A 23,363-nucleotide genomic window follows, 5' to 3' on the forward strand; every position below is an offset into this window, starting at 1 on the left:
GCGGGTTGAAGTTGCAGCGGGATCAGAGAACAAAGGCGTCTACCAGCAAAGAAACAAACGAAAATTCTAGCGGCTCCCATCCCGAAGGGAAAGCACCGCCTGAAATTTCATCGACTTGGATCAGAGCTCAGCCGGGTTATTGACCAGCAGGGAAATGGCCTGACGAATTTGCTGCGCATCGTGCATCGCGCGGTGCTTGGTCGGTCCGAGCTCTTCCAGGGCCAGCTGAAACTGGATGCGGTCAATTCCGTTTTCCTGCATCAGCCAGTGGCCGATTTCCGTCAGGGTAAACGATGGCCGCATATGCGCAGCCTGATAGAGACGCCCGAGCCAGAACAGATCCCACTGGCTGTCACAAAACACATATTCATACTGGCCGAGCACCGCATTGAGGTGAAGACAGACTTCAACAACCTGCCAGCCCTCTTGGTAGAGCTCCTGACGTGAGATTTGGTGGATTTCCTGCTCCGCATATTCATCCCAGTATTGCCAGACACCACTGGCCGTCTGCGGATTGATCAAAAGACTATGACCGTGGCCGTCTGGTAATGAATAGCCGACTTCAATCGGATAAGACTGATCGGATAAGCCCGATGCTTCAAAATCTAAAGTTGCCCACATTGCACTCTCCCTGATGCTTATTTGATTTCGGTCGTCTCTGCTACGGCGACATCCTGTCACAACACTCAGAGCACGACCTGTGCAGTTGCCCGATGGCATCCCTTGGCCTGAACCAGGGAAAACGAACTACACATTAACTTTAGACGCTATTGTTTCTGAAAACGGAAAAATGCGAGGGTGGCTCACTTTTGATACGCCCGTTTTGTTATGCCAAAAGAGACTGATAGCGCTTGAGATCCTCATTATCAAAACAAACAAAATAAACCACATCCATCCCATTGTCGGCCACTGCCCCCTTCACGGTCGCCACAGCGATATCCGCTGCAAGATCTTTGGGGAAGTGGTAAACGCCGGTGCTGATACAGGGAAACGCAATGCTCTTTGCCCCGTGCCGCCGGGCCAGTTCTAGTGATCTGCGATAGCAGTTTGCCAGCAAGGTTACTTCTTCATGTTTTCCGCCATGCCACACCGGGCCCACGGCATGAATGACATAGTTTGCCGGCAGTTGATAGCCCTGGGTCAGTTTGGCTTCTCCGGTCCGGCATCCACCCAGGGTTTGGCATTCCGCCAGCAACTGTGGCCCAGCGGCCCGATGGATGGCACCATCCACGCCGCCGCCGCCCAATAACGACGAATTGGCCGCATTAACAATCGCATCCACCTCTACAGTGGTGATATCCGTTTGAATTGCAACTAGTCTGGTCATAGGGTTTCCTTTAGGATAGGTGCATGTTTCTCACACGCTCTTAAGTCTATGACTCCAATTATAGGTTTCGCCGGATACAGCGGCTCAGGGAAAACCACCTTACTGGAAAAACTAATCCCGCTGCTGAAACAGCACGGCCTGCGAATCGGACTGATCAAGCACAGTCATCACACCATCGATCCGGATACGCCGGGCAAAGACAGCTACCGGCTTCGCCACGCCGGATGCGCGCAAACCCTGATGGCCACCCGGGAACGGCACATGCTCTATTTCGAATACCCCGAGCCCAGCCGTGACGAACCGACGCTGGATGAATGCCTGCGCCAGCTGGACCATAGCCAGTTAGATCTGGTGCTGGTGGAAGGCTTTCGCGAAGCGGCCATCGATAAAATCGAGATCCACCGCCCCAGTTACGGCAAGCCGCTGCTGTATCCCCATGATCCACATATCCTGGCATTCGCGTGCGATGCGCCTGCGCCGGCCGACTGCCCACTACCGGTGCTCGACCTCAACCAACCAGAGGCCATTGCCGCCTTCATTCTGAGCAGGCTCGAACAAACACCTGCCATCTGAGCCGTTTTTATCCCGTCACAGCCATGGGATCACCATCCTGCCGCATTCAATATCAACAGAATGCGGCCATCAAACCCGCAGCTCCGCCACGCACCTCAGCAATTCCCGCATAAAACAAAAGGGAAACAATCAGCGAACAAAAATACAAGCGTCACCGCCCTCATGCTGGTCGAGCTCCCATCATGTTCGCACGCTCACATTTTTGCTCGTAATTAATCGTGAATGATTTGTTACATGTTATGTTGAAGCTGTTTACTTTCGGTTTCGAAACAATCGCCAACCGCAGCACATTCCAACAACAATCAGAATCATTCATTTCCGAATCACAGAGGTATCATCATGAACAGTCTGTTCACTACGATTAAGCAGCGGTACAGCGCCGTCCTGATCGGCTTTACCTTGCTGGTTAGCGTGCTTACCTGGCTGGGAATCCAACGCTGGATCGCGCCGAGTTTACGCCATGTCGGCGAGCAAAACCTGGTGCTGGCCGTGGGTGAGATTTCCACTGACATTCGCCATGCCCTGTCAGCCGTCCAAGCGCAACAGCGCGCCACCACGCAGCTGGTCCCCAAGCTGAGCAGCGACAACATTGATCGCTTATTGCCTTCACTGGTCGACCAGTATGGCAATGAGCTGGTCTTCGGTGGCGGGATCTGGCCACTACCCAACCAGCGGATCCCCGGTCAGGAGCGTGCCAGTACCTTTTATCATCGGGATACCGGCGGCCGCCTGATAGAAAACACCTTTTGGAACAGCGCCGAAGCGCCCGACTACTTTACCCAGCCCTGGCATGTGGCCGGACAGAACGCACCACGCGGTGCCTGTGTCTGGGCTGCGGCTTATAAAGACGGCGCCAGCACCCAGCCACGCACCAACTGTGCCATGGGGATCTACAAAAACGGTCAGCTCTATGGTGTCTCCACCGTGGATGTCACGCTGGGCTTCTTTAATACCCTGGTTGCCGATAAAGAGCAGGAGCTGAATGCTGAAATCCTGATTGTCGAACGCGATGGTAAGATCCTGAGCAAGAACCGGGAACTGACCGGCGACAATGTGATCCTGACCAATCTGGCTGATCACCGCTATCCTCTGGCGAGCGCCATGCAAAGCGCGCTACGCCAGTCCCAGTCGCGGCTCGAGTTTACCCAGAACAACGAAGACTACACGTTGCTGCTGAAAGATGTCGAGGGCACCCCGTGGCTGGTCGGTGTCGCGCAGCCAACCCGTCTGCTAACAGCGCAGAGCCAACAAATGCTGGGGACACTGGCCAAGATCCAGCTGCCAATGGTTGCCCTGCTGCTGATCATCCTGCTCCTGGCCCTGAGCCAGCTCACCAGACGCCTCGACAACCTGAAGCAGAATGTCGACTCCCTGTCAGCCGGTGATGCCGACTTGCGGATGCGCCTGCCGGTGAAAGGCAGCGACGAAGTGGATGCCATTTCCGAGTCGATGAACCATTTCATCATTTACCTGCAGAACCTGGTCAACAATGTGATGCAGGCAAACCAAGCCTGCAGCCAACAGATCACGGCGATGACGGAAGTGACCGAGAAGACCCTGAATGTTCTCGAACAACACGTCAATGAAACCGATATGGTGGCAACGGCGGTGAACCAGCTCAGTGCTTCGGCCCAAGATGTCGCCGGCCACACCGCGCAGAGCACCCAAATCACCAACGCAGCGCAGAAGCAGTCAGACATCACCGGCCAGTCCGCCGCACAAGCCACCGGCAGTGTGAAGAATCTGGTCTCGAACGTGGAACTGACATCGGAGAAAGTCACCCAAATGCAGGAAAACGCTGCATCGATCGAGTCAGTGCTGCAGGTGATTGGCGGCATTGCCGAGCAAACCAACCTGCTGGCCCTCAACGCGGCAATTGAAGCGGCGCGTGCCGGTGAGCTGGGCCGCGGTTTTGCCGTGGTGGCCGATGAAGTGCGTAACCTTGCCGCCCGGACGCAGGAGAGCACCACCGAAGTCGAAGAGATGCTTCACTTGCTGAAAGTTGGCGTTGACGAGACCGTCGCTGCGATGTCTGAAACCAAGCAACAGTGCCTCAGCACTGCCGAAATGACGGAGAACGTCAACCAGGGGATCACCACCATGACAGCCTCGGTATTGAAAGTGGATGACATCAGCCTGCAAATCGCCACCGCAGCCAACGAGCAAAGTAAAGTGGCGGAGAATATCAACGAGCGTATGGATTCAATTCGAACCATGCTACAGCAACTGCACATGCACGGCCGCTCTTCCGGTGAACATGCAACCGCACTGGAAGCCGCCAATGCGCAGCTCCAGCAGTTGGTCGGCCAGTTTAAGGTCTGATCCGACACGTCACTTTGAACCGTCGCAGGGCGCCCGACAGGCGCCTTGCTCTTTTCAGGCAGAGACGCATATCCAGTGAGCTACCAACCGTCGCATGCGATCAGAAAGAGAGTTGCGAGTCGAGGGTGATCACCAGATTGTAATTTTTGGTATCAATCAAACCAACCGGAGCTGCGCCGATATTCAAGCTCAGGCTTTCAACCGGCAAAATGCGCAGATACGGATGCGCCAGAGGCACCACTGCCAGGCCGGATTCTTCTTCATAGCCCGTTACACCGCCCAGGCGGATCCCAAATCCCAAATGGTCAAAGGCATCATATTCAAATGCCTTATAAATCGCATAGCTTTGCCGGGAATAACTGTTTTGATAGCCCACGACGCCATAGCCGGCATATTCAATACCAAAACCTAAATTTGTTTCACTCAGGTCAAGACACTGCTCGCTGGCACAAAAGAAATGTTTACTTGCAATCGGTAAGGTAGCGCGAAATTCACTGGCGTCACTGACAGCAGACAACGAAGCAAAGGCGAAAAGGGTCGCGAATGCTTTTTTCATTTTTACTTCCTGTTCGAATTCGTTCGACACGACACAAAACCAGCGCATTTATTTTCATATTGACGGATATAAGAACATGCGACTAATTCGATCACTTAATATTTTGTGTCGTTTATTGATTAATAAGTACGACAGCCCGGTATATATTTCCATACAAATCGCATTACACCGAACCTGTCATGCGCACATAACATCGGCATACGTCCAGCAGACACAATCTCGTCCTTTGAAAAGGGCGAAGCCTGTATGCAGGGTGCCTTGTTTTCATGACACGCCAACAATCACCCCCGGGAAATAAAACTGAAAAAACATTAAAAATCAATCAAGTACAGAATATTTTTTGTTTTTTACTTTGTTTGGTTGAAGATGATTGCCACGACAGCAGCCGATGTCACTTCGGACACCATGATGGTCATTTGTGCGAATGAGTCAAATGTATCACTGCGTATTTATTGGGACAAATGTCTTAAAAATAAGAATCTACCGACATCAAATATAAATAATGACAATAATTCAACCAATTAAACCCGCCTGTGATTCTAATGAATTTTGTCTTATTTTTACCCCTGATTAATCTTTCTTATCGTTTGCATCCTTGGATTATTTATGACTATCAATTTTTTGTGGTATTTTTTTATGAACATTATATTTTTCACCCATCGAATTTCATCAAACACAAAAAGACCCTCCCACTCATGCTGTCTGATTATTCGGGCACAGCACAGGACTTATTTCATCGCTGATATCACCGAATAGCATCGCAATATTCATTGTTTATGCCCCTTGAATTCGCCATGGAAGTACCTATATATAAAGTGTCTTTGTTTTCTTTTACCTTACTTGACATTAAATGTAGTGAACTGAGGAAAACATCATGGACCTTACAAAACTCAACCCCTGGAACTGGTTTAAACATGAAGATCATGCCGATCAATCATCCGCCCATATCCCCGTAACGCGTGAGAAAGCACAGCAGCAACCCACCCGGCAGGGGACTGATGCCTTGTTGCGCCTACACCAGGAAATGGATCAGCTGTTCGACGATGTCTTCAATGCTTTTGGTATGCCTGCCATTCGCCCAACCTTCAACCGCCCGCAGTGGCACAGCCAGTCCGCCTTGGATCTCAACGACAGCATACGTTCGCAGGACAGCTTCAGGCCACAAATCGACGTCTCCGGCGATGAACAGCAGTATGAAATCACATTAGATGTTCCTGGCCTGTCTGCCGAAGCCTTGTCCATTGAGCTCAAAGGGGATGTCCTCACCGTTCAGGGTGACAAAGAGGAGCATAAAGAGAATCAAGCGCGCCAGTTCTACCGGATCGAAAGACGCTACGGCGCATTCCAGCGCACGCTGTCACTTCCTGATGATGCAGATAAAGAGGCGATCACGGCGAAATTACAAGATGGTGTACTGACCCTGACGATCCCGAGAAAGCCCGTCGCACCAAAAGATGTCAAACGGATCTCTATTTCTTCTTGATCGTTCCCCGAAGAGGGCGTGGCGCCCTCTTTCGTTCATTTCGAACCGCTGCTTTTCCTCAGGTTCGCAGCGACAACCACCGCAGCGTATCGCCGGAAATCATTTTCAACCGCTGCCATTCCGGTTTGAGGCAAAAACCCATCAGCTCGCGCAGCACAGCAGCACCAAATGCACGTCGGACCCGAAAGCAATCAGCTCTCGCTGAGAGCCAGCGCTGGTAACCTGCCAGCAAAATCACCGGCTGGCGCCACGCCCGGGCAGCATGCTTATCTAAGATTTGCTTCATCGCTGTAGCGCGACGCTCATGATTGCCGGAAATCGCTCCAACCCGGCCGAAGGTATACTCACACAGCGACTGGTTTACCACGCCCACCGCTCCCGTGCGGGCCAGCTTGAGCCACAAATCCCAATCCGAAGCGGAGCGAAACCGGCCATCAAACCCACCCACCATCAGCAACGCACTTCGCCTGGCAATCACCGTACTGGTCCCGATCATATTTTCCCGGTACACCGCACTGAAAAAGTCGGGAAAAACCTGCGATGTCGAATCGCCACCGGCGGCTAAGCTGCGGGTAAATGCCGGCCAGAAACGAAAGCCACGCAGCGCCGAGGGCTGCTCGTCAATCCGGAATCGGTAGTCGGTGAAACTCATCACCAAGTGTGGATTTGCACGATGCAACGCAAGCTGATGCGCGAGTTTTTCAGGATGCCAATAATCATCAGCATCGAGAAACGCAATCAGCTCCCCGCGGGCCTGCTCGATAGCCAGATTTCGCGCCGCTGACACCCCGACTCGCTCAGTCCGGATCACCCGAATATCTTCTTGCGCCTGCAACCACGGCTGACTGCCGTCATCAGAGCCGTCATCGACCACCAGGATCTCTAGCGCCTGATGCTGTCGGCGCACAGTCTCAATCGCCGCAGGCAAAGTATCCAGGCAGTTATAGGTCGGGATGACCACGGTCAGCATGCATGTTTTCATCGGCTCTCTCCTTGTCAACAGCAATACCAGGGCACTAGCAAGGAGTACGCCAGACCCCAACCACAAACCGGAACACAACTTGCATGCGCAGCATGGCCACCTTGCTCGGACCAGCAGCTTGTGAGCCAGGATCCAGTTCTCGGTATGAAGGAGTTTAACCATGACAAATCACGGGATGGCCAACCAACGCATGAAAAAGATTGGATATGTGATTCCGACATTTCCGGTCCTTTCAGAAACCTTCATCGGCGTCGAAATGCGGGCGATGATGCGCAAAGGCCACGACGTCCAGCCGTTTGCCTTTGCCGGGACCGAGCACTATCAGCCTGCCGATCATGCACTGGTCGCCCGCTGCCAGTATATCCCGACCACCCTGTCCGCCGGTGCTCTCCGCCACCTCGTCAACATGGCATCCACCCACAAATTTCTCACCGAACAGCAGGGCTTTTCCTATTTTTCCTTGCTCAAACAAGGCGCCATCCTGGCCGAGCTGGCCCGCCGCGCCGGCTGTGATCATCTCCATGCCCACTTCGCCTGGCACAGTGCCGCCACAGCGATTGTTGCCGCAAAACTGCTTGGGATCTCGGTCTCGCTGGTCGGCCACGGTGCCGACATCTATGCGGCACCGGAAGATCTTAACAGCAAGCTCAACCATATTGACTTCGGCTGTGCCGTCACCCAGGACATGATGCGCCACCTGCAGACCCGCACCAGCACCCGGATCCATTATGTCGCCTGCGGCCTGGAGCCGTCGCACTACCCACCACTGAACCCGGACTGGGTACCGGGCAAAGACTTCCTGTTTATTGGACGCCTGGTCGAGAAAAAGGGGATCGACACCCTAGTGGAGGCCTTTGCACGGCTCCCGACCACGACAGCCCTCGACATCGTCGGGGACGGCCCGCTGATGCCCGGGTTACAGCGCACGCTTCAGGAACGGGGACTGACCCGTCAAATCCGGTTGCTCGGCGCACAAAATGCCGATTGGTTACGAGAGCACGCCGGGGATTACAAGGCCCTGGTCGCGCCGTTTTGTATCGCGGCCAACGGCGATCGGGATACCGGTCCCCTGGTTATCAAAGAAGCCATGGGGCTGGGCCTGCCGGTGATCACTTCCGATCTGGCCGGGTGCAATGAGATCCTCGATCCGCAATCGGGATTGCAAGTCCCGATGCAAAACGCCAGTGCCCTGGCCCAGATGATGGCCCAGGTGCTCGGCCAACCGTTTACCGCCCTGTCACCGCTGCGAACGCAGGCCTACCAGCGGGTATTTGACCTTTACAATGCCGATTTACATGCCGGCCGACTGTCCTGCCTGGTCGAGGGAGCCTGAGCATGGCGACGATCCGCACCCTATCGCACCGTCTGCCCAGTGTGGCGGCCTATGCCGTCGGGCTGGTGGTCAGTAAACTGGTCGGGCTGGTGATGCAGCCGTTACTCACGCGATGGCTGTCACCGGCATCGTTTGGCGAATATGCAACACTCATCACCCTGGCTAACCTGATCTCCCTCATCATGCTGGTCGGGATGGTCGACAGCCTGTACCGCTTTGCCAGCGATCCAAAATACCCAACAGCGCGGGTTTACCGCAGCGCCTGGAGCCTGACCCTGCTCACCAGTGTGCTTACGGCACTGCCTTTTCTGATTTGGCCACAGTGGATCGCCGCTTGGTTACCCGGTGACTTGTCGGCGTTTTCCGTCCGCTGCCTGGTCGTAAGTCTGGCATTGGGCACCCACAGCGCCCTGCAACTGGCCAAACTCCGCATCGATGATCAGGCGCTGCGTTTTCTCCGGGTTCAGGTGATCTTCGCCCTCGCTCAAGGCGGGTTCATGCTGCTGCTCACCCCAGTCATGGGGGTCGATGGTCTCATGCTGGCAGGCGTTCTGGCCCAGGCGGTGCAATGGGGACTGCTGCACCGCCCGTGTCCGCGGCTCACCTTGGCGGATGCACGGTTGTTACTGCGCTATGGCATCGGCATTGCCGTCTCCGGCGGCGTCGGGTTCATCGCCTTCGGTGCCGAACGCTTTGTACTCGCCAGCGCCATCGGCACCGCCGAACTGGCGGTCTACGCCATCGCGATGCAATGGGCCGTGGCGGCGACATTACTGCTGGACCCGTTTAACCTCTGGTGGTTTCCGCAGCGATTCAGGCACCTGCAATCCCCCGGCGGAAAAGCCTATGTTGCCCGCATGAGTATATTTGGCAGCCAGTGCGCGGCCTTGATTGGCGCGATCCTGATTGCGCTGGGTTGCCCTTTTCTCCTGCTCTGGCTGCCTGAAAGTTACCACCAGGCCAGTGACATCCTGCCGCTGCTGGCCTGGATGATGGTGATCAAATACCTCAGCACCCAGCTCAACACCGGCTGCTACTACCAGCAAAACAGTGATCTCACCATGGTGATTTCCGCAGCCTGTGCCGCTCTCGCCCTGCTGTTGATGTGGCTGGTGATCCCCCGCTTCGGGCTCTACGGCGCGGTTTGGGCCGGGCTGCTGGTCCAGTCCTGTCGCTTCACCCTGTTTCTGGGCTTCAGCCAACGGTTACTGCCCCTCAACTATCCGGTGTATCCGCTCAGCAAGCAACTCGGGGGACTGGCTGGGGTCACCCTGCTGCAATGGTTCCAGGCCCGGGCAGCCTGGCCGGTATCCTATACCTCAGCCCTGATGAGCCTGCTGCTACTCTGGATGGCATTCAGCCTGTGGCAAAACTGGCAACGCAGCCACCAACCGGATGTGGCCTATGACTGAGCAACAACGCCACATCCTGGCTGCCCTGCTGGCCACTGCGCTGATCAGCGTGGGATTTTATCTCCAGGGGATCCTGGTGCTGGCACTGTGCATGTTGTTTGTCCTGCCGCTGTTGATCCGCAACGCCTATTTTATTTGTGTCTGGTTTATTTTCTTCTCCTATTTTCGCCTTCACGAAGCCATCCCGGTACTGATGGCCTTTAAAATCCCTCAGTTGCTGGCACTCGCCAGCCTGGCCGGGCTGGCCTGGCAACTGTGGATGATGCGCGGCCAGCTGGCCTGGCACCGGGTTCATACCCTGCTGTGCGTCTTTTCGTTCTGGGTCTTTGTCTCCTGCCTGATGGCCACCAACAAAGGGCTGGCCTTCGGCAGCTTCAACTCGACTTACATCAAAATTTTGCTGATGGTCTTTGCCATCAGCTGGCTGCCGACCCACCTCAATCAACTCCGGCTGTTTCCGGCCGGGCTGCTGATTTGCGGCGTGCTGATCGCAGCGATCGCCCTGCATAACAAAGCCAACGGGATCGGGTTGGTGGAAGGCACCCGGGTCACCATTGGCCGGAGTTTCGGATCGATGCTGGGCGATCCCAACGATTTGGCGCTGGTACTGCAGTTTCCGGTCTCTTTTGCCCTGGCCTATTGCTTTTCCGGAAGCAAATTTCGTCGCATGCTGACTATCGCTTGCCTGATCACCCTGGTGCTGGGGGTATTAGCGACCCAAAGTCGCGGCGGGTTACTGGGGATCGCAGCGGGCGTATTTACCATGACCTTGCTGCGCAGCAAGAACCTGGTAATTCCCGGGATCATGGGGGTTTGCAGCCTGGCGGTGCTGGTGCTGGCTGCCGGGATCAGTGATCGAAGCTCCGGCGGCGCTGCCGAAAGTGGCGTCGATGAATCAGCCATGGGCCGTATCTATGCCTGGGTGGCGGCTTTTCGCATGGCGGTGTCGAACCCCTTCACCGGCGTCGGTTTGAATAACTTTTACGTCAATTACTATTTCTATTCCCCGCACTGGGACGGTAAAAACCATGCAGTGCACAGTACCTGGTTCCAGATCCTCGGAGAAACCGGCTTCTTTGGCCTGGCATTGTTTCTGCTTCTGATTGTGGGTGCCTTTATGAGCAGCTATCAGTTACTCCGGCGGCTCCGGGGCCATGATCTCCAACCTTTTGCGGAAGGACTCTGGCTCGGACTGATTTCATTCTGCGTCGGCGGCACCTTCCTGACTCAGGGCTTTACCTGGCCAATTTACATCCTGATCGGGTTACTGATCGCGCTCAATCGACTGACACAAGGAGAATCCCATGTTAACGGCACTATTGAAAAAGAACCTCTCCCCTGATCACGTCAGCCAGCTCAGACAATGGTATCAGGGGGTTCACAGCTTCACCCTCCCGGCGATCCCCGGGGTACACGCACTGTTGTACGGGCTGCACCGGACCCTGAGCGCGACCGGGCAGGCCCTGCTGCAAAAGCTCTACTACACCCCGTTATTCCTCTCCCGGGTAGCCAACCGGCCCCGGCGTCTCCAGCTCTACTCCGGGATGCCGCTGCTCTGTGGCCAGTTGCGGATCGAGCTGGGGGAAGGCTGCCGGATCTCCGGCGCAACCACCTTTTCGGGACGAAACAGCAGCGAACGGCCCACACTGGTGATCGGCGATAACGTTGACATCAACTGGCAAAGCACCATTGCCGTCGGTGAGCAGGTGATCCTGGAAGATAACGTCCGCCTGGCCGGACGGGTGTTTCTCGCCGGATACCCGGGCCACCCGGTTGACCCGTTGCGCCGCGCCCGGGGCGAGCCGGATGATGCCCACCAAGTCGGTTCGATTCATCTCAAGGAAAATGTCTGGGTCGGCACCGGCAGCACCATCCTCCAGGGCGTTACCATCGGCGAGAACAGCATTGTCGCCACCGGCAGCGTGGTCACCAAATCGATGCCGGCCAATGTACTGATTGGCGGCAACCCGGCCAGGGTCATCAAGCCCCTGGAGGTCCAGCCATGAAAGAACTGATCGTATTCGGCGAAGACTACAATCGCCACCCCTCCAGCTCTCAGCATATCGTCAACACGCTCCGGCACCAGTTTGCGATTCAGTGGATCAACTCCATCGGTCTGCGCAAACCTTCACCGAGTCCCCGCGATTTGGCCCGGGTCCGGGAAAAACTGCGCAAAGCCTTCACGTCGCCCCCGCGCCGGGAGAGCCCGACGCCTTTTCCGGTGATCCATCCACTCGTCTGGCCCCTGGCGGAGCAACCCTTCATGCGATGGTTTAATCAACTGTCGCTGCGACGCCAGCTCAGCAGCAAACGCAATCCGCGGGTGGTCTGGGCAGCGCTGCCCAGTGCGGTCGACTACCTGGACACAGTCCAGGCAGATTTGGTGATTTACTATTGCGGCGATGACTTCTCCGGCCTGGCCGGTGTCGACCACCAGCGGATCAGCACGATGGAGCAACGCATGGCACAGCGCGCCGATTTAATCCTGTGCGCCAGCCCGGCCCTGGTCGGGAAAATGAGCCAGATATCACCACAAAAAACCTATCTGCTGCGCCACGGGGTCGACTTTCACCGCTTTGCCGCGCCGCAGCCGGATCCCTACCCGCCCGCCGCGTCGCCTTGCCAGGGGCGATATAAAATCGGGTTCTACGGCAGTCTCAATCAGTGGCTGGATCAGACCTTGTTATGCGAACTGGCCGCCGCCAGGCCCGAGGTCGACTTTCACCTGATCGGCCGCCGCGACTGCGATACGCCTCTGCTCGATGCCTGCCGGAATATCAAATGTCATCCGCCGGTGCCACATTCGCAGCTGGCACAATATGTTCAGCACTGGGATGCCGCGATTTTACCGTTCGTGGATAACGCTCAGATCCGGGCCTGCGATCCGCTCAAACTACGGGAGTACCTGGCGGCAGGCTGCCCGGTGATCAGTAGTGACTTCCCTTCAGCCCGCCAATACCCATGCCTGGTCTCGGTCGCAACCAACCAGCAGGAATGGCTGGACGCCATCGACGCATTTTGCCATCTCAGTCAGCAACATCGTTTGCAATATCGGAAAACCGCCCGCCAGCAGATGATGAATGAGAGCTGGGAGATGCGGGGAGATACCGTAATTAACTTGATAAACAACAGCTTAGTGAAAAACAAGACAACATTGCCTGAGTTCATTACCATTTAGGCACTCTCCTTGCTCCTGATCCTGAACCAGACCATTACCGGTTCAGATCAGGAGCGCCCATGAAAACCTCGTTGATAATGATCACAGCACTCGTGCTGACCGGGTGTGTGACAACCGGCACCCCGACCGACCGTCAGCTGGCGCTGTATTACAGCCCGGAACAAACCACGCTCACGGCGCAGCAAAAAAGCAATGTTGCGGCACTATTCGACGCGGCGCCGCGCTGGGCCCTCGACGTCGCACCTTCCAGTGATGCCCGGCCATTTCAGGCACTGCATATCAGCCAGCAGCGAATCAAGGCGATTCGCCAACTCGCCGCCCGGTCCGGTGTCCGGTTGACCGAACAATATCAGCCTCAACAAACGGCTGATACGGTGATCATCAGGGAGCCTTAAGATGCGCCAACGTTTCTTTGCTCAGCTGTACCCAGTGCTGCAGGCGTTGTGGAAGTACCGCTATCTGATCGTGCTGCCGATGATGATTCTGCCGTTCGTGGCCACTTTCATTAACGGCCTGAAGCCGAAGCATTATTACTCTCACACCACGATTCTGGTGCAGGAAACAGCACTGATGAACCCGTTCCTGGAGGATTTATCGATCTCTTTCCACCTTGAGGAGCGGATGGAGGCCCTGCGGGTGATGATCCACAGCCGCTATATCCTCAATGAAGTGATTCATTCGCTGGCGCTGGCACCTGCCAATAATCCAAACGAGCTGAACCGGATGCGGAACAAGCTCTCCGGCGGACTACGATTGTCTCTGGCGGGCTCCGATTTGATCAAAATCGGCCTCAGCTGGGATAGACCAGAGCAGATGGTGCCGATCCTGGAAGCGGTATCGAAACAATTCCTCGAGCGGCTGCAAGCGCCGGGGAAAACCTCGGTCTCCAGCTCAGAGCAATTTCTCGAGCAGCAGCTCAAGCAAACCCAGGCCGAGTTGGAAGCTGCCGAGCAAACTCTGGCCAACTTTAAGCGTGACAATATCGATAACCTGCCGCAAATCCAGGGCAACCAGACCCAAAATGTGTCCCAGCTCGAATCACAGCTGCGAGAAACCGAGCTGGCGCTCAGGCAGGCTGAAATTGAGCGAAAGGTCCTCAAAAAGCGCCTGATCAACGCCAACCCGGTGATGTCCCTGTTAGAAGAGGAGCTGATCCAGGCCGAAGCCCGACTCACCATTCTACGGGCCCGTTATACCGATAATCACTCGGAAGTGAAAGCGGTGCTGCGCCGGGTCAACACCCTGCGCCAGGAGTCCAAGCGCTTGCTGGCCCGGCAAAACAGCCTCAGCGAAACCGAACTGAACCAGCTCTGGACTGTTGCCGCCAACCTCGGCGATCACCCGGACACGGCCAGTCGCCCGTTATTGATCAGCCAGCTGGAGCAGTACCAGCAAGCGGAAAGTCATATCGAATCCCTGCAGCAGAAGCTGCTGGTATTAAGGGATCAAATCCAGACCCTGACCCGCAAGCGCTCCGAATTTGCCGAGCTTGAGAAGTCACTCAAGTCTCTGGAGCGGAACTTCGATGTCAAAGAGAAAATCTACAACCGGTTGCTCGAGCGCTATGAAATGGCTCAGGTCACCGGCGAGCTGGGCCGCTTTGAAGAGCAGGACAAGCTGAAAATCATCGATATCCCGTATACCCCCACCCAGCCGACCAACTGGCCCTGGTGGATCAGCTTCATTCTCGGCATTGTCGGCGGGCTGGGACTGGGCCTGTCCATGACTACCCTGATGGTTCTGACCGATACCCGGATTTATGCCACCGAGCAGGTGCAGCGGATCACCCGAACAGCCGTTCTGGGACGGATCCCGGCCTTTCGACGCACAGATGAGGAACACACCCATGAAAACGCAAGCTTCTGCAGCAATCATCCAAATCGTCCAGCACCTTCGTCCCGGCGGCATCGAAGTCCTGTGCCTGAACATGTTACGCCACGCGACATGCCCGATGTACCTGGTCGCCCTTGAGGGCAGCCGGGAAGAAAGCCTGGCCCGGTGGCCGCTGCTGCGCGAATTTGCCGACCGGCTGCATTTTCTCAATAAAACGGACGGCTTTTGCGGGCAGTCGGTACGCCAGCTACGTCGCATTATTCGCCAGCACAGGGCACAGGCCATCCATACCCACCATATCGGCCCGCTGCTCTACGGCAAACTCGCCATCCTGGGGCTGGCGTGCCGCCACGTCCATACCGAACATGATGCGTGGCACTTAGAGGACCCCAAACAGTGCTGGCTGACCCGGCTGCTGATGTCGAAGCAGATCCGGCTGGTCGCGGACGCGCCAACGGTTGCCGACGACCTGGCCAAGAAGCTCCACACCGTGGCGCCGCTGGTGATCCTCAACGGTATCGACACCCAGCAGTTTATTCCGGGGGATCAGGCCGCCGCCCGGCAGCAACTCAACCTACCGCCCGACGCGTTTCTCATCGGCTGCGCCGGTCGCCTGGTCCCGGAAAAGGCACTGGAAACCCTGCTGGAGATCCTGCCGACGCTACCTTCATCAATGCATGTCGCGGTGGCCGGAGACGGTGAAATGCGCCAACGCTGGCAGCAACTGGCCCGGCAGCTCGGCGTAGCCGAGCGCATCACCTGGCTGGGTTATGTCAACAACATGCACCGCTTTTACCAGGCCATCGATCTGTTTTGCATGCCTTCGGTCAAAGAGGGCCTGCCCCTGGCGCTCCTCGAAGCCCAGGCCTGCGGCTGCAGTGTGGTGGCCAGCCGGGTCGGTGCCATTCCTGAGCTGACCAATCCGGCAACCGGCGCCCTGTTCACCCCTGAAGATCGCCGGTCGCTGGCCAGTATTCTGCGTAGAAAACTGACCGCGGATCATCACCACAACCGCACGCTCAACCAGCAGTATGTGGCGCGAATTGCCGACATTCGCACCACGGTCGCCCGCTACCAACAACTGGCTTGTCAATGTTAAGGAGATCATTATGGCTTGGGTTTGGGGAACATTTTTCTTACTGGCTGGGCTGATTGCCTATCACCACCTGCTGTATTTGCCTGTGATGATCCTGCTGAGCCGATGGCGCAGCCGCCAGGGCCACTCAGAAACCGCAGCAGCACCGCCTTCTGCCGATGGGGACTGGCCGCAGGTGGCTCTGGTGATGTGTGCCTATAACGAAAGCGACTACATCGAGGCCAAACTCGCCAATCTGATCAGCCTGGATTACCCGGCCGGCAAGTTACACCTGTATATCGCCTGCGATGGCTGTGCAGATGATACCGCCGACAAGATCCGCCACTGGCAGCCCAAACTCGATGTTGCCCGGATCCGACTCACCTTGATTGATGCGCCCGACAACCGCGGCAAGCTCTACCGCCTCAACCAGCTGATGACCCGGGTCCGGGACGCTGAAGGCGCAGCACCCTTTACCGCTCTGACCGATATCTCTGCCCTGATCTCCATTGATGCCCTGAAGCAGAGTGTAACGGCCTTTGCCGATCCGAAAGTCGGCGCACTCACCAGCCAGTACCTGCTGGCCTCCCCACAGCCGGGCGAAGCCCAGTACTGGGCCTGGCAAAACCAGATCCGTCGCTCCGAATCAGCCCTGGGCAATGTGATGGGCGGAAGCGGCGCCTTCTACATCATGCGCACCGCTCTGTTTCACCCTCTGCCCGCCGATACCATCAATGATGATTTCATGCTGCCGATGAGCATCATTGCGCAAGGCTACCAGGTACAACTCAACCAGAAGATTAACAGTGTCGAGATTGCCCCGACCAGCGACCCGCAAGATCAGCGACGCCGCGAGCGGATCGGTGCCGGGAACCTGCAACAGCTGATCCGCTGCCGCTTCCTGCTCCGCCCGTCCCTGCTCAGCAGCGCCTGGCTGTTCTTCTCCGGAAAGGGACTTCGCACCCTAATGCCCTTTATTCTCATCCTGTTTCTGCTGCTCTCGGTGGTCCTGACCGCCACCGGAAGCCCCTTCGCCGCCGTGATGCTGGCCGGACAACTACTCGGCTATGGTCTGGCGATGCTGCCCAACATCGGTCTTCGCAACGGAGTACTGGTGAAACTCAATTATCTGGTTCGCGGCTATCTCGCCTCCCTCCTCGGCATGCTGGCTTATCTGCGCGGCCAGTATCGCCAGGGCTGGCAGCCGTCCAGCGCGCTGCACCAGTACCAAAGCCTGGCAACCCGGGTGTTCAAGCGCACCTCGGATGTCCTACTGAGCATCATCGGCCTGCTCCTCACGCTACCGCTTTGGCCCCTGATTGCCCTGGCAATCAAGCTGGAAACCCCGGGGCCGGTGTTTTTCCGCCAGCTGCGGGTGGGCCAGATCCATCACCACCGGGTTGAGCTGTTTCATATGATTAAGTTTCGCTCCATGGGGCAGTATGCAGAACAAGAAACCGGCGCCGTCTGGGCGACCCGTCGCGATCCCCGGGTCACCCGGGTCGGGAAGTTCCTACGCAAAACCCGACTCGATGAGCTGCCCCAGTTTATCAACGTCATCAAAGGCGACATGGCGCTGATTGGGCCGCGGCCGGAACGCCCCGAATTCTGTGGCGGTTTGCAAAATGCATTGCCATTTTATGCCGAGCGAACCGCAGGACTGAAACCGGGGATCACCGGGCTGGCGCAGGTCAACAACGGCTATGATGAAAGCCTCGACGATGTGAAAAATAAACTACTTTGGGATCATGCCTATTCCACCGCACTTAGCTCGCCATTTCAATGGCTTAGGATGGATGTTCATATTATCGGCAAAACCCTTTGGATCATGGTTGCCGGACGCGGGCAATGAAGTTGGCATACAACTTGTTTATCTCCTAAACAACGTACCGAATCACCCTTGACGGACCCGTCAGTTGTTTTGGAAAACCTGTTGCTCTGGAGGAGTCATGATGGAAAACACCCAAGAAATTACCCTGACCCTGGCAAACGAATTTGACGCTTATGCGGCCAAACAACTGGAGGCCGAACTTGATGTCCTGAGCCAGACCGAGCAGCCTGAAGTAATCATCGACCTGACCCATGTCAGCTTTATCGATTCCTGTGGCATCGGCGCGATTGTCTTTCTGTACAAGCGGCTGAAAAGCCGTGGCCGCTCCCTGCGCTTGCTCAATGTCAATGGTCAGCCACGACAGCTCATCAATATGCTGCGCATTGATAAAGCCATTCCACTCATCACGCGGGCGGAGATTTAACATGGATACACGGTTTCTCATCTTCCCCTTGCTTCTGGCCGGTGGCTGCGCAAGTTGGGACAACACCCTGTACCCCCGGCTGAACCGAACCGACATGGCCCTGATCCATCAGGTCGAGCATCTGCGGCTGGATATCGAGGATCTGGCTAATCGCGGTGCCCGGGCATGCCTGCCGGGTCAACTGCAAGTCCTTCAGCGTCTGTACCAGAAAGCCAAGCAAGAGGCTGAAGCCGGGTTTGACCGGGACGTTCGCCACTCTCTAATCGACGCCGACGAACAAGTCCATCTCATCAGCCACCAGCTGGACTGGCTGGAAGAGCACACCCAGTGTGTGAACAGGGGGTCCCTGGCTCAGGAGCGTCGCCAGCTGATGTTGTATTTTTCAGTCGACAACCAGTTTGCGCTTGATCAGGCAGCCTTGCTGCCGGACTACCAACAGGCGCTGCGTCAGGCCGCCACCATTTTAAAGCGCCGACCCGACTGGCACATCACCTTAACCGGCTATACCGATGCCAAGGCGAGTGCCGCCTATAACCGTCAACTGGGGCTCAATCGCGCCAACCGGGTGAAAGCATATTTAGTAGAACTGGGCGTGGCGCCTGCGCAACTGACCACCCAAAGCCGTGGCGACCAACTGGCCCGAGCCGGCGCCAGCCGCACCCGCGCTCTGGCAGAGCGCACTGTGATTGCCGAGCTGTCGGAGCCTCAGCAAACCACGGTGCCTGAACCCGGGATCCACGCCATCCGGCACTGGCATCAACATCTTTAGGGAGTCGCAATGAAACGGATTTTGCTCGCTCTGCTGCTGTGGATACCCGCCTGGCTCAACGCCCAAATCCTGGCTCCCGGGGATGTCATCAACCTCCAGCTGCCGGGCGAGGAAGCATTCAGCCAACCTTTTATCGTCACCAACAGCGGACAATTATTGTTACCGGAAGTCGGTGCCGTGTCCGTCGCCGGTATGGATGAGCGCCAGGCCCAGCAGCTTTTGCGCCAACGGCTGTCGACCGTCTATCGCAACCTGGATGAGTTTTCGCTCAGCCTGCTCAGCAGCGAAATCCGGGTCCGGGTGCTCGGTTATGTCAACCAGCCCGGCACCGTCACCTTGGCCGCCGATGCCAATATTCAGATGGCGCTGACCGCTGCCGGCGGGCTCAAACCGGGGGCGCAGCTCGATAAGTTTCAGCTCACCCGCAACGGCGTCTCGCAGCCCCTCAACTACAAAGCCTATCTCGACAGCGGCGATTTACGCCTGCTGCCGGCGCTGGAAGGCGGCGATACCGTCTTTGTGCCGACGTCCCCGCAGTTGGGCAATGTCGAAATCAACTTCGATGCCGCCTCGCTGGTCGAAGCCGGTGATGCCGAGCAACAAAACGGGCTGACCCTGTTCGGCGAGTTCCGCAACCCGGGCACCTTTAGTTTCAAGGACGGCATGAGCGTGGTCGACGCGGTGATGCGCGCCGGCGGCGTAACCCGCTATGCCGATGTCACCAAAATCCGGGTGATCACTCATAACCAACCCACACTGTTTGATCTCAAAGCCTATCTGGATTCGGGAAAAACCGAACAGTTACCGCCCATTCAGCCCGGCAGCATTATTTTCGCCCCGATCGAAGTCGAGGAGATCAGCACCACCCAACGGACGGTCTACATCATGGGTGAAGTACAAGCGCCCGGCGCCTATGAAAACAGCACCGGCGCCGGATTTATGGATGTGCTGGCCAATGCCGGCGGCCCGACCCGGTTCGCCGATACCACCCAAATCCGGGTGCTACGCGACAACGGCCCGGCCCTGCTGGTAAACCTGGTCCAGTACAGCCACAACCCGGCCCGTGCCCCGCTCCCCGACCTGCGCCCCGGCGATGTCATTTTTGTGCCGGAAAAGGTCGATTTTAACGAAAAGTCCTGGCTGAAAGTCACCAATGATCGGGCCATCAAGCTCATCGGGGCGGTGTACAACCCCGGCCGTTTTGAATGGGATAGCAGCATGAGCTTTCTCGATGTGCTGGCCCACGCCGGCGGCCCCAATCAGGAGGCGAACCTAGCCAACATCCGGATCCTGCGCCAGGGGAGCGGCGATCAGAACCTCACCCGTTTCAACCTGGAGGCTTTCATCAATCAGGGCGGCGATTTTTCCACGCTGCCGACCCTCCAAGCGGGCGATACCATTATCATCGACGAGTTGCCGAAAGATCCGACCGATAACAAAGCCAGTTGGGTCCGTCAGTCAGCCGAGGACTCGATTTATGTCTTCGGCCAGGTCGGCGCGCCGGGACGCTATGCCTTCAACCACGCGCTGGGGATCCTGGATATTCTGGCCGCCGCCGACGGGCCCAACGGCGATGCGAATTTGCGCCAACTGCGGATCAGCCACCGGGACGGTCCCACCACCAATGTCAGCAAGTTCGACTTGGCCCTGTATTTCGAGACCGGTGATGAATCACTGCTGCCTCAGGTGGTCCCGGGCGATGTGATTTATGTCCCCAAGCTGGATGCCGACTGGCTCGATAAGCCAGCCCATAAAGTGGTACGACTGATGGGCGAAGTCACCAGCCCCGGCCGTTACACTTTCAGCCAGGAAATGTCACTGCTCGATTTACTGGCTGAGGCCGGCGGCCCGACCGAGAATGCGTTTATCGAACGGATCATGATCGTCAACAGCTCCTGCTGCGGCGACGAATCCCAGGCGTTCAACCTGCGCGACTATGTCAACGATCCCGGTGACTATCCGCTGCCGATGCTGCGTCCGGGCGATACCGTTTATGTGCCGAACAAAGAAGATTCAGCCCCGTCGCAGCTCCGGCAGGGACTGCGGGATGTCCTGTCAATGGTGACCCTCATCGTTCTGGGAGCAGCCTTATGACCCCTTGGTTCAGTCAGGAATTTGATTTACTGTTTCAGCAGGTGTATCAAAGCGGCGCTCGGGTGATCACCCTCGCCGGTGCCAGCCGTGCCTGCGGTACCTCCACCCTGTCTCGCTGGCTGGCCCAGCGGCTGAGCGGCGAACATGCCCGGGTACTGCTGATCGATTTTGACTTCAGTGGCAGCGGGCAGGGACTGCCAGCAGCGGACTGGTCTTTAGACGGCACTGGACAAGCCGCTGCGCTGCACCAGCTCAACAGCCACCTCGCCATCCTGCCGCAGCCCAGCTCCCCCGTGACCCGCAACAGCCTGCGCCAGCCGGGGCTCCTGAGCCAGGCGATTGCCACCTGGAAAGCCCAGTATGACTTTGTCCTGTGCGATGCCGGGACCGTCTATGCAGCCAACTGGCAGAACCTCTCCGCACCGGCGATTGGTGCCGTCAGTGATGGCGCCCTGCTCTGCGCCGCCGCAGCGACAACCCCGGAAAACAACCTGCTTCACAGCGTGAGACGCCTCGAACAAGGTAAAGTAGTATTGATCGGCACGATCATCAATGATATGCACTATCCGAATCTGGCCTGTGAAATCACCCGGGTCCTGAACAAACGCGGGCGGTGGTTGCCGCAGCGCATCCGCCAGTGGTTGATTCAACGTATCCGGTGCAGCCCGCTCTTACAGGGAGAATACCAGTTGTGAAGCAATGCCTGCTCAGCCACCAGTTTCCGCTTTCATTATCGGCGCTGGCGGGGATCCGCCAGTCCCTGAAACGCCAGCTCAACCTGCTGCAGATTGCAGATGCCACGGCGCAGACGGTCGAGCTGGTCACCACCGAATATCTGACCAACCTTCTTCAGCATCAGGCGCAGCCGTCACAGCAGGTGATCCTGAGATTTTACAAACAGCAGCAAGTCCTGATCTTTGAAATAGAAGATGACGGCCCCGGCTGGCCAGCCCTGACGACACGCCTGGATCAGGCCAGCCTGCCGTCAGAACTGGCCACCAACGGCATGGGACTGGGGCTGATTGCCGCCCTGCTACCAGAACACCAATACCACCATAAGCCGGGGCAGAGCCGGCTCGCTTTTGTGCTGCCGGAAGCGCCGCCGCAACCGACCGTGTTAGTCATCGACGACAGCGCCAGCCAACTCAATCTGTTGCGCGAATACCTGAACCAGGATTACCAGGTCATCGCCTTTAGCGCGGCCCGGGAAGCCCTGGACTGGCTGGCAAGCAACGAATGCGACCTCGTGATCACGGATCTGCACATGCCGCAGATGTCGGGCTTCGAGTTACGTCGCCAGGTTGCTCAGTTACCGAAACATTCGCTATTGCCCTTTATTTTCCTGACCGGGGATGAGCTCCCGGCCACCCGCAACCGGGCAGCAACCCAGGCGATTGATGATTACCTGATCAAGCCCGCCCCACGCAGTGTGCTGCTCGACAGCCTGGCCCGGGTTCTTGCCCGTCACCAGAACCTGGAAACCCTGTATGAACAAATGCTGCTCAACAGCCTGCTGCCGCAACTGACGGAAACGCCGTTCGCGACATCCGCCTGGCAAAGGCTCCATCAGAGCTTTCCGGAAAACAGTGGTGATTTTTTACTTTCGAAAACCGTAAGCCACCAGCGAACCCTGCTCGTGCTGGGTGATCAAATGGGCCATGGCCCGGTTGCTCGCGCCAATGGGGCGGCCTGGATCGGTTTCATGCAAGGACTGCTCAATCATCCCGACATCACGCCCAGCCGGTTCATTTCCCTCGTCAACCAGGAGCTCTACCGTATCGGCGAGACCCTGCCTCACCTGATGTGCTTAATGGTGCTGGAAATCGATGACGCCGGGACCCTTCAGGTGATCAATGCCGGAATGCCCCCCTATATTCTGCAGCAGCAGGGACACTTGCGCGCGGAAGCACACACCATTGGCCTGCTGGGGATTGACCCGGAGGTGAATCCAGTCGCCCAGCGCTACGAGCTGGCTCCCGGGGATAGCTTTCACGGCTTCAGCGATGGCGTGGCCGAACAGGTCACAACACTGACCAATCAACTCACGGCATCAGACCAAATGCAGTACTCTCTGTCTGGTAACACACTGCACCAGCACCTGTGGCAGTTCGATCAACAAGGGATTCAGGATGATAAGAAGCTGTTGAGTCTCATCAAGCGCTAAGTGCGAC

At 57.0% G+C, this 23,363-nt stretch carries 21 protein-coding genes; 17 read left to right on the plus strand and 4 right to left on the minus strand.

The features are described from left to right. Positions 1 to 120: 120 nt before the first annotated feature. Both NNL38_RS10185 and NNL38_RS10190 read right to left on the minus strand, forming a co-directional pair. On the minus strand, positions 121 to 621 hold the full coding sequence (locus NNL38_RS10185; RefSeq protein ID WP_255387931.1) for a hypothetical protein: 501 nt from the start codon (positions 619 to 621) through the stop codon (positions 121 to 123). Between the two features lie 205 nt (positions 622 to 826). Beyond that, entirely contained in the window at positions 827 to 1,327 is a 501-nt protein-coding gene (locus NNL38_RS10190) for an O-acetyl-ADP-ribose deacetylase (RefSeq protein ID WP_255387932.1), read from the minus strand. A gap of 48 nt (positions 1,328 to 1,375) precedes the next feature. Between NNL38_RS10190 and mobB the strand changes: the two genes are divergently transcribed. After that, entirely contained in the window at positions 1,376 to 1,900 is a 525-nt protein-coding gene (mobB, locus tag NNL38_RS10195) for a molybdopterin-guanine dinucleotide biosynthesis protein B (RefSeq protein WP_255387933.1), read from the plus strand. 339 nt (positions 1,901 to 2,239) lie between these two features. Next, the gene (locus tag NNL38_RS10200) at positions 2,240 to 4,222 is read left to right on the plus strand and encodes a methyl-accepting chemotaxis protein (protein ID WP_255387934.1); all 1,983 of its coding nucleotides are present in this window, start codon (positions 2,240 to 2,242) and stop codon (positions 4,220 to 4,222) included. A gap of 100 nt (positions 4,223 to 4,322) precedes the next feature. On the opposite strand, the gene NNL38_RS10205 is transcribed toward NNL38_RS10200, so the two are convergent. Further along, positions 4,323 to 4,826 (minus strand): hypothetical protein, encoded by a 504-nt coding sequence (locus NNL38_RS10205; protein ID WP_255387935.1) that lies wholly within the window; start codon positions 4,824 to 4,826, stop codon positions 4,323 to 4,325. 826 nt (positions 4,827 to 5,652) lie between these two features. Between NNL38_RS10205 and NNL38_RS10210 the strand changes: the two genes are divergently transcribed. Continuing rightward, positions 5,653 to 6,261, plus strand: a complete 609-nt coding sequence (locus NNL38_RS10210; protein WP_255387936.1) for an Hsp20/alpha crystallin family protein — start codon at positions 5,653 to 5,655, stop codon at positions 6,259 to 6,261. A 58-nt stretch (positions 6,262 to 6,319) separates the two neighbouring features. On the opposite strand, the gene NNL38_RS10215 is transcribed toward NNL38_RS10210, so the two are convergent. After that, the gene (locus tag NNL38_RS10215; protein ID WP_255387937.1) at positions 6,320 to 7,243 is read right to left on the minus strand and encodes a glycosyltransferase family 2 protein; all 924 of its coding nucleotides are present in this window, start codon (positions 7,241 to 7,243) and stop codon (positions 6,320 to 6,322) included. Positions 7,244 to 7,403: 160 nt separating this feature from the next. On the opposite strand from NNL38_RS10215, the gene NNL38_RS10220 reads away from it, so the two are divergent. From NNL38_RS10220 to NNL38_RS10285, 14 genes are all read left to right on the plus strand, one after another. Continuing rightward, positions 7,404 to 8,576, plus strand: coding sequence for a glycosyltransferase (locus tag NNL38_RS10220; RefSeq protein WP_255387938.1), 1,173 nt, complete (start codon positions 7,404 to 7,406; stop codon positions 8,574 to 8,576). A 2-nt stretch (positions 8,577 to 8,578) separates the two neighbouring features. Next, positions 8,579 to 9,988, plus strand: a complete 1,410-nt coding sequence (locus tag NNL38_RS10225) for a lipopolysaccharide biosynthesis protein (protein ID WP_255387939.1) — start codon at positions 8,579 to 8,581, stop codon at positions 9,986 to 9,988. Beyond that, positions 9,981 to 11,330, plus strand: coding sequence for an O-antigen ligase family protein (locus tag NNL38_RS10230; RefSeq protein WP_255387940.1), 1,350 nt, complete (start codon positions 9,981 to 9,983; stop codon positions 11,328 to 11,330). The genes NNL38_RS10225 and NNL38_RS10230 overlap by 8 nt, the downstream gene beginning before the upstream one ends. Next, positions 11,293 to 11,994 carry an acyltransferase gene (locus tag NNL38_RS10235; RefSeq protein WP_304414181.1) on the plus strand — a complete coding sequence of 234 codons (702 nt, stop codon included), beginning with the start codon at positions 11,293 to 11,295 and terminating at the stop codon, positions 11,992 to 11,994. Before NNL38_RS10230 ends, NNL38_RS10235 begins: the two co-directional genes overlap by 38 nt. Next, a complete protein-coding gene (locus NNL38_RS10240; protein ID WP_255387941.1) occupies positions 11,991 to 13,166 on the plus strand; it encodes a glycosyltransferase in 1,176 nt (391 codons plus the stop codon). The genes NNL38_RS10235 and NNL38_RS10240 overlap by 4 nt, the downstream gene beginning before the upstream one ends. A 59-nt stretch (positions 13,167 to 13,225) precedes the next feature. Further along, positions 13,226 to 13,561, plus strand: a complete 336-nt coding sequence (locus NNL38_RS10245; protein ID WP_255387942.1) for a hypothetical protein — start codon at positions 13,226 to 13,228, stop codon at positions 13,559 to 13,561. 1 nt (position 13,562) lies between these two features. After that, positions 13,563 to 15,137, plus strand: a complete 1,575-nt coding sequence (locus NNL38_RS10250; RefSeq protein ID WP_255387943.1) for a GumC family protein — start codon at positions 13,563 to 13,565, stop codon at positions 15,135 to 15,137. Continuing rightward, complete coding sequence (locus tag NNL38_RS10255; RefSeq protein WP_255390618.1) at positions 15,082 to 16,098, plus strand: glycosyltransferase; 1,017 nt, start codon at positions 15,082 to 15,084, stop codon at positions 16,096 to 16,098. Before NNL38_RS10250 ends, NNL38_RS10255 begins: the two co-directional genes overlap by 56 nt. Before the next feature lie 10 nt (positions 16,099 to 16,108). Next, positions 16,109 to 17,926, plus strand: coding sequence for a sugar transferase (locus NNL38_RS10260; RefSeq protein ID WP_255387944.1), 1,818 nt, complete (start codon positions 16,109 to 16,111; stop codon positions 17,924 to 17,926). Between the two features lie 97 nt (positions 17,927 to 18,023). Next, complete coding sequence (locus tag NNL38_RS10265; RefSeq protein WP_255387945.1) at positions 18,024 to 18,329, plus strand: STAS domain-containing protein; 306 nt, start codon at positions 18,024 to 18,026, stop codon at positions 18,327 to 18,329. A gap of 1 nt (position 18,330) precedes the next feature. Further along, entirely contained in the window at positions 18,331 to 19,098 is a 768-nt protein-coding gene (locus tag NNL38_RS10270) for an OmpA family protein (RefSeq protein ID WP_255387946.1), read from the plus strand. A 9-nt stretch (positions 19,099 to 19,107) separates the two neighbouring features. Continuing rightward, positions 19,108 to 21,192: an SLBB domain-containing protein gene (locus NNL38_RS10275; RefSeq protein ID WP_255387947.1), complete on the plus strand. Its 2,085-nt coding sequence runs from the start codon at positions 19,108 to 19,110 to the stop codon at positions 21,190 to 21,192. Next, complete coding sequence (locus NNL38_RS10280) at positions 21,189 to 21,887, plus strand: P-loop NTPase family protein (RefSeq protein ID WP_255387948.1); 699 nt, start codon at positions 21,189 to 21,191, stop codon at positions 21,885 to 21,887. Before NNL38_RS10275 ends, NNL38_RS10280 begins: the two co-directional genes overlap by 4 nt. Further along, positions 21,884 to 23,356: a response regulator gene (locus tag NNL38_RS10285; protein WP_255387949.1), complete on the plus strand. Its 1,473-nt coding sequence runs from the start codon at positions 21,884 to 21,886 to the stop codon at positions 23,354 to 23,356. Before NNL38_RS10280 ends, NNL38_RS10285 begins: the two co-directional genes overlap by 4 nt. Positions 23,357 to 23,363: the final 7 nt, after the last annotated feature.

This window comes from Photobacterium atrarenae (assembly GCF_024380015.1).
In the GTDB taxonomy this organism is placed as follows: Bacteria; Pseudomonadota; Gammaproteobacteria; order Enterobacterales; family Vibrionaceae; genus Photobacterium; species Photobacterium atrarenae.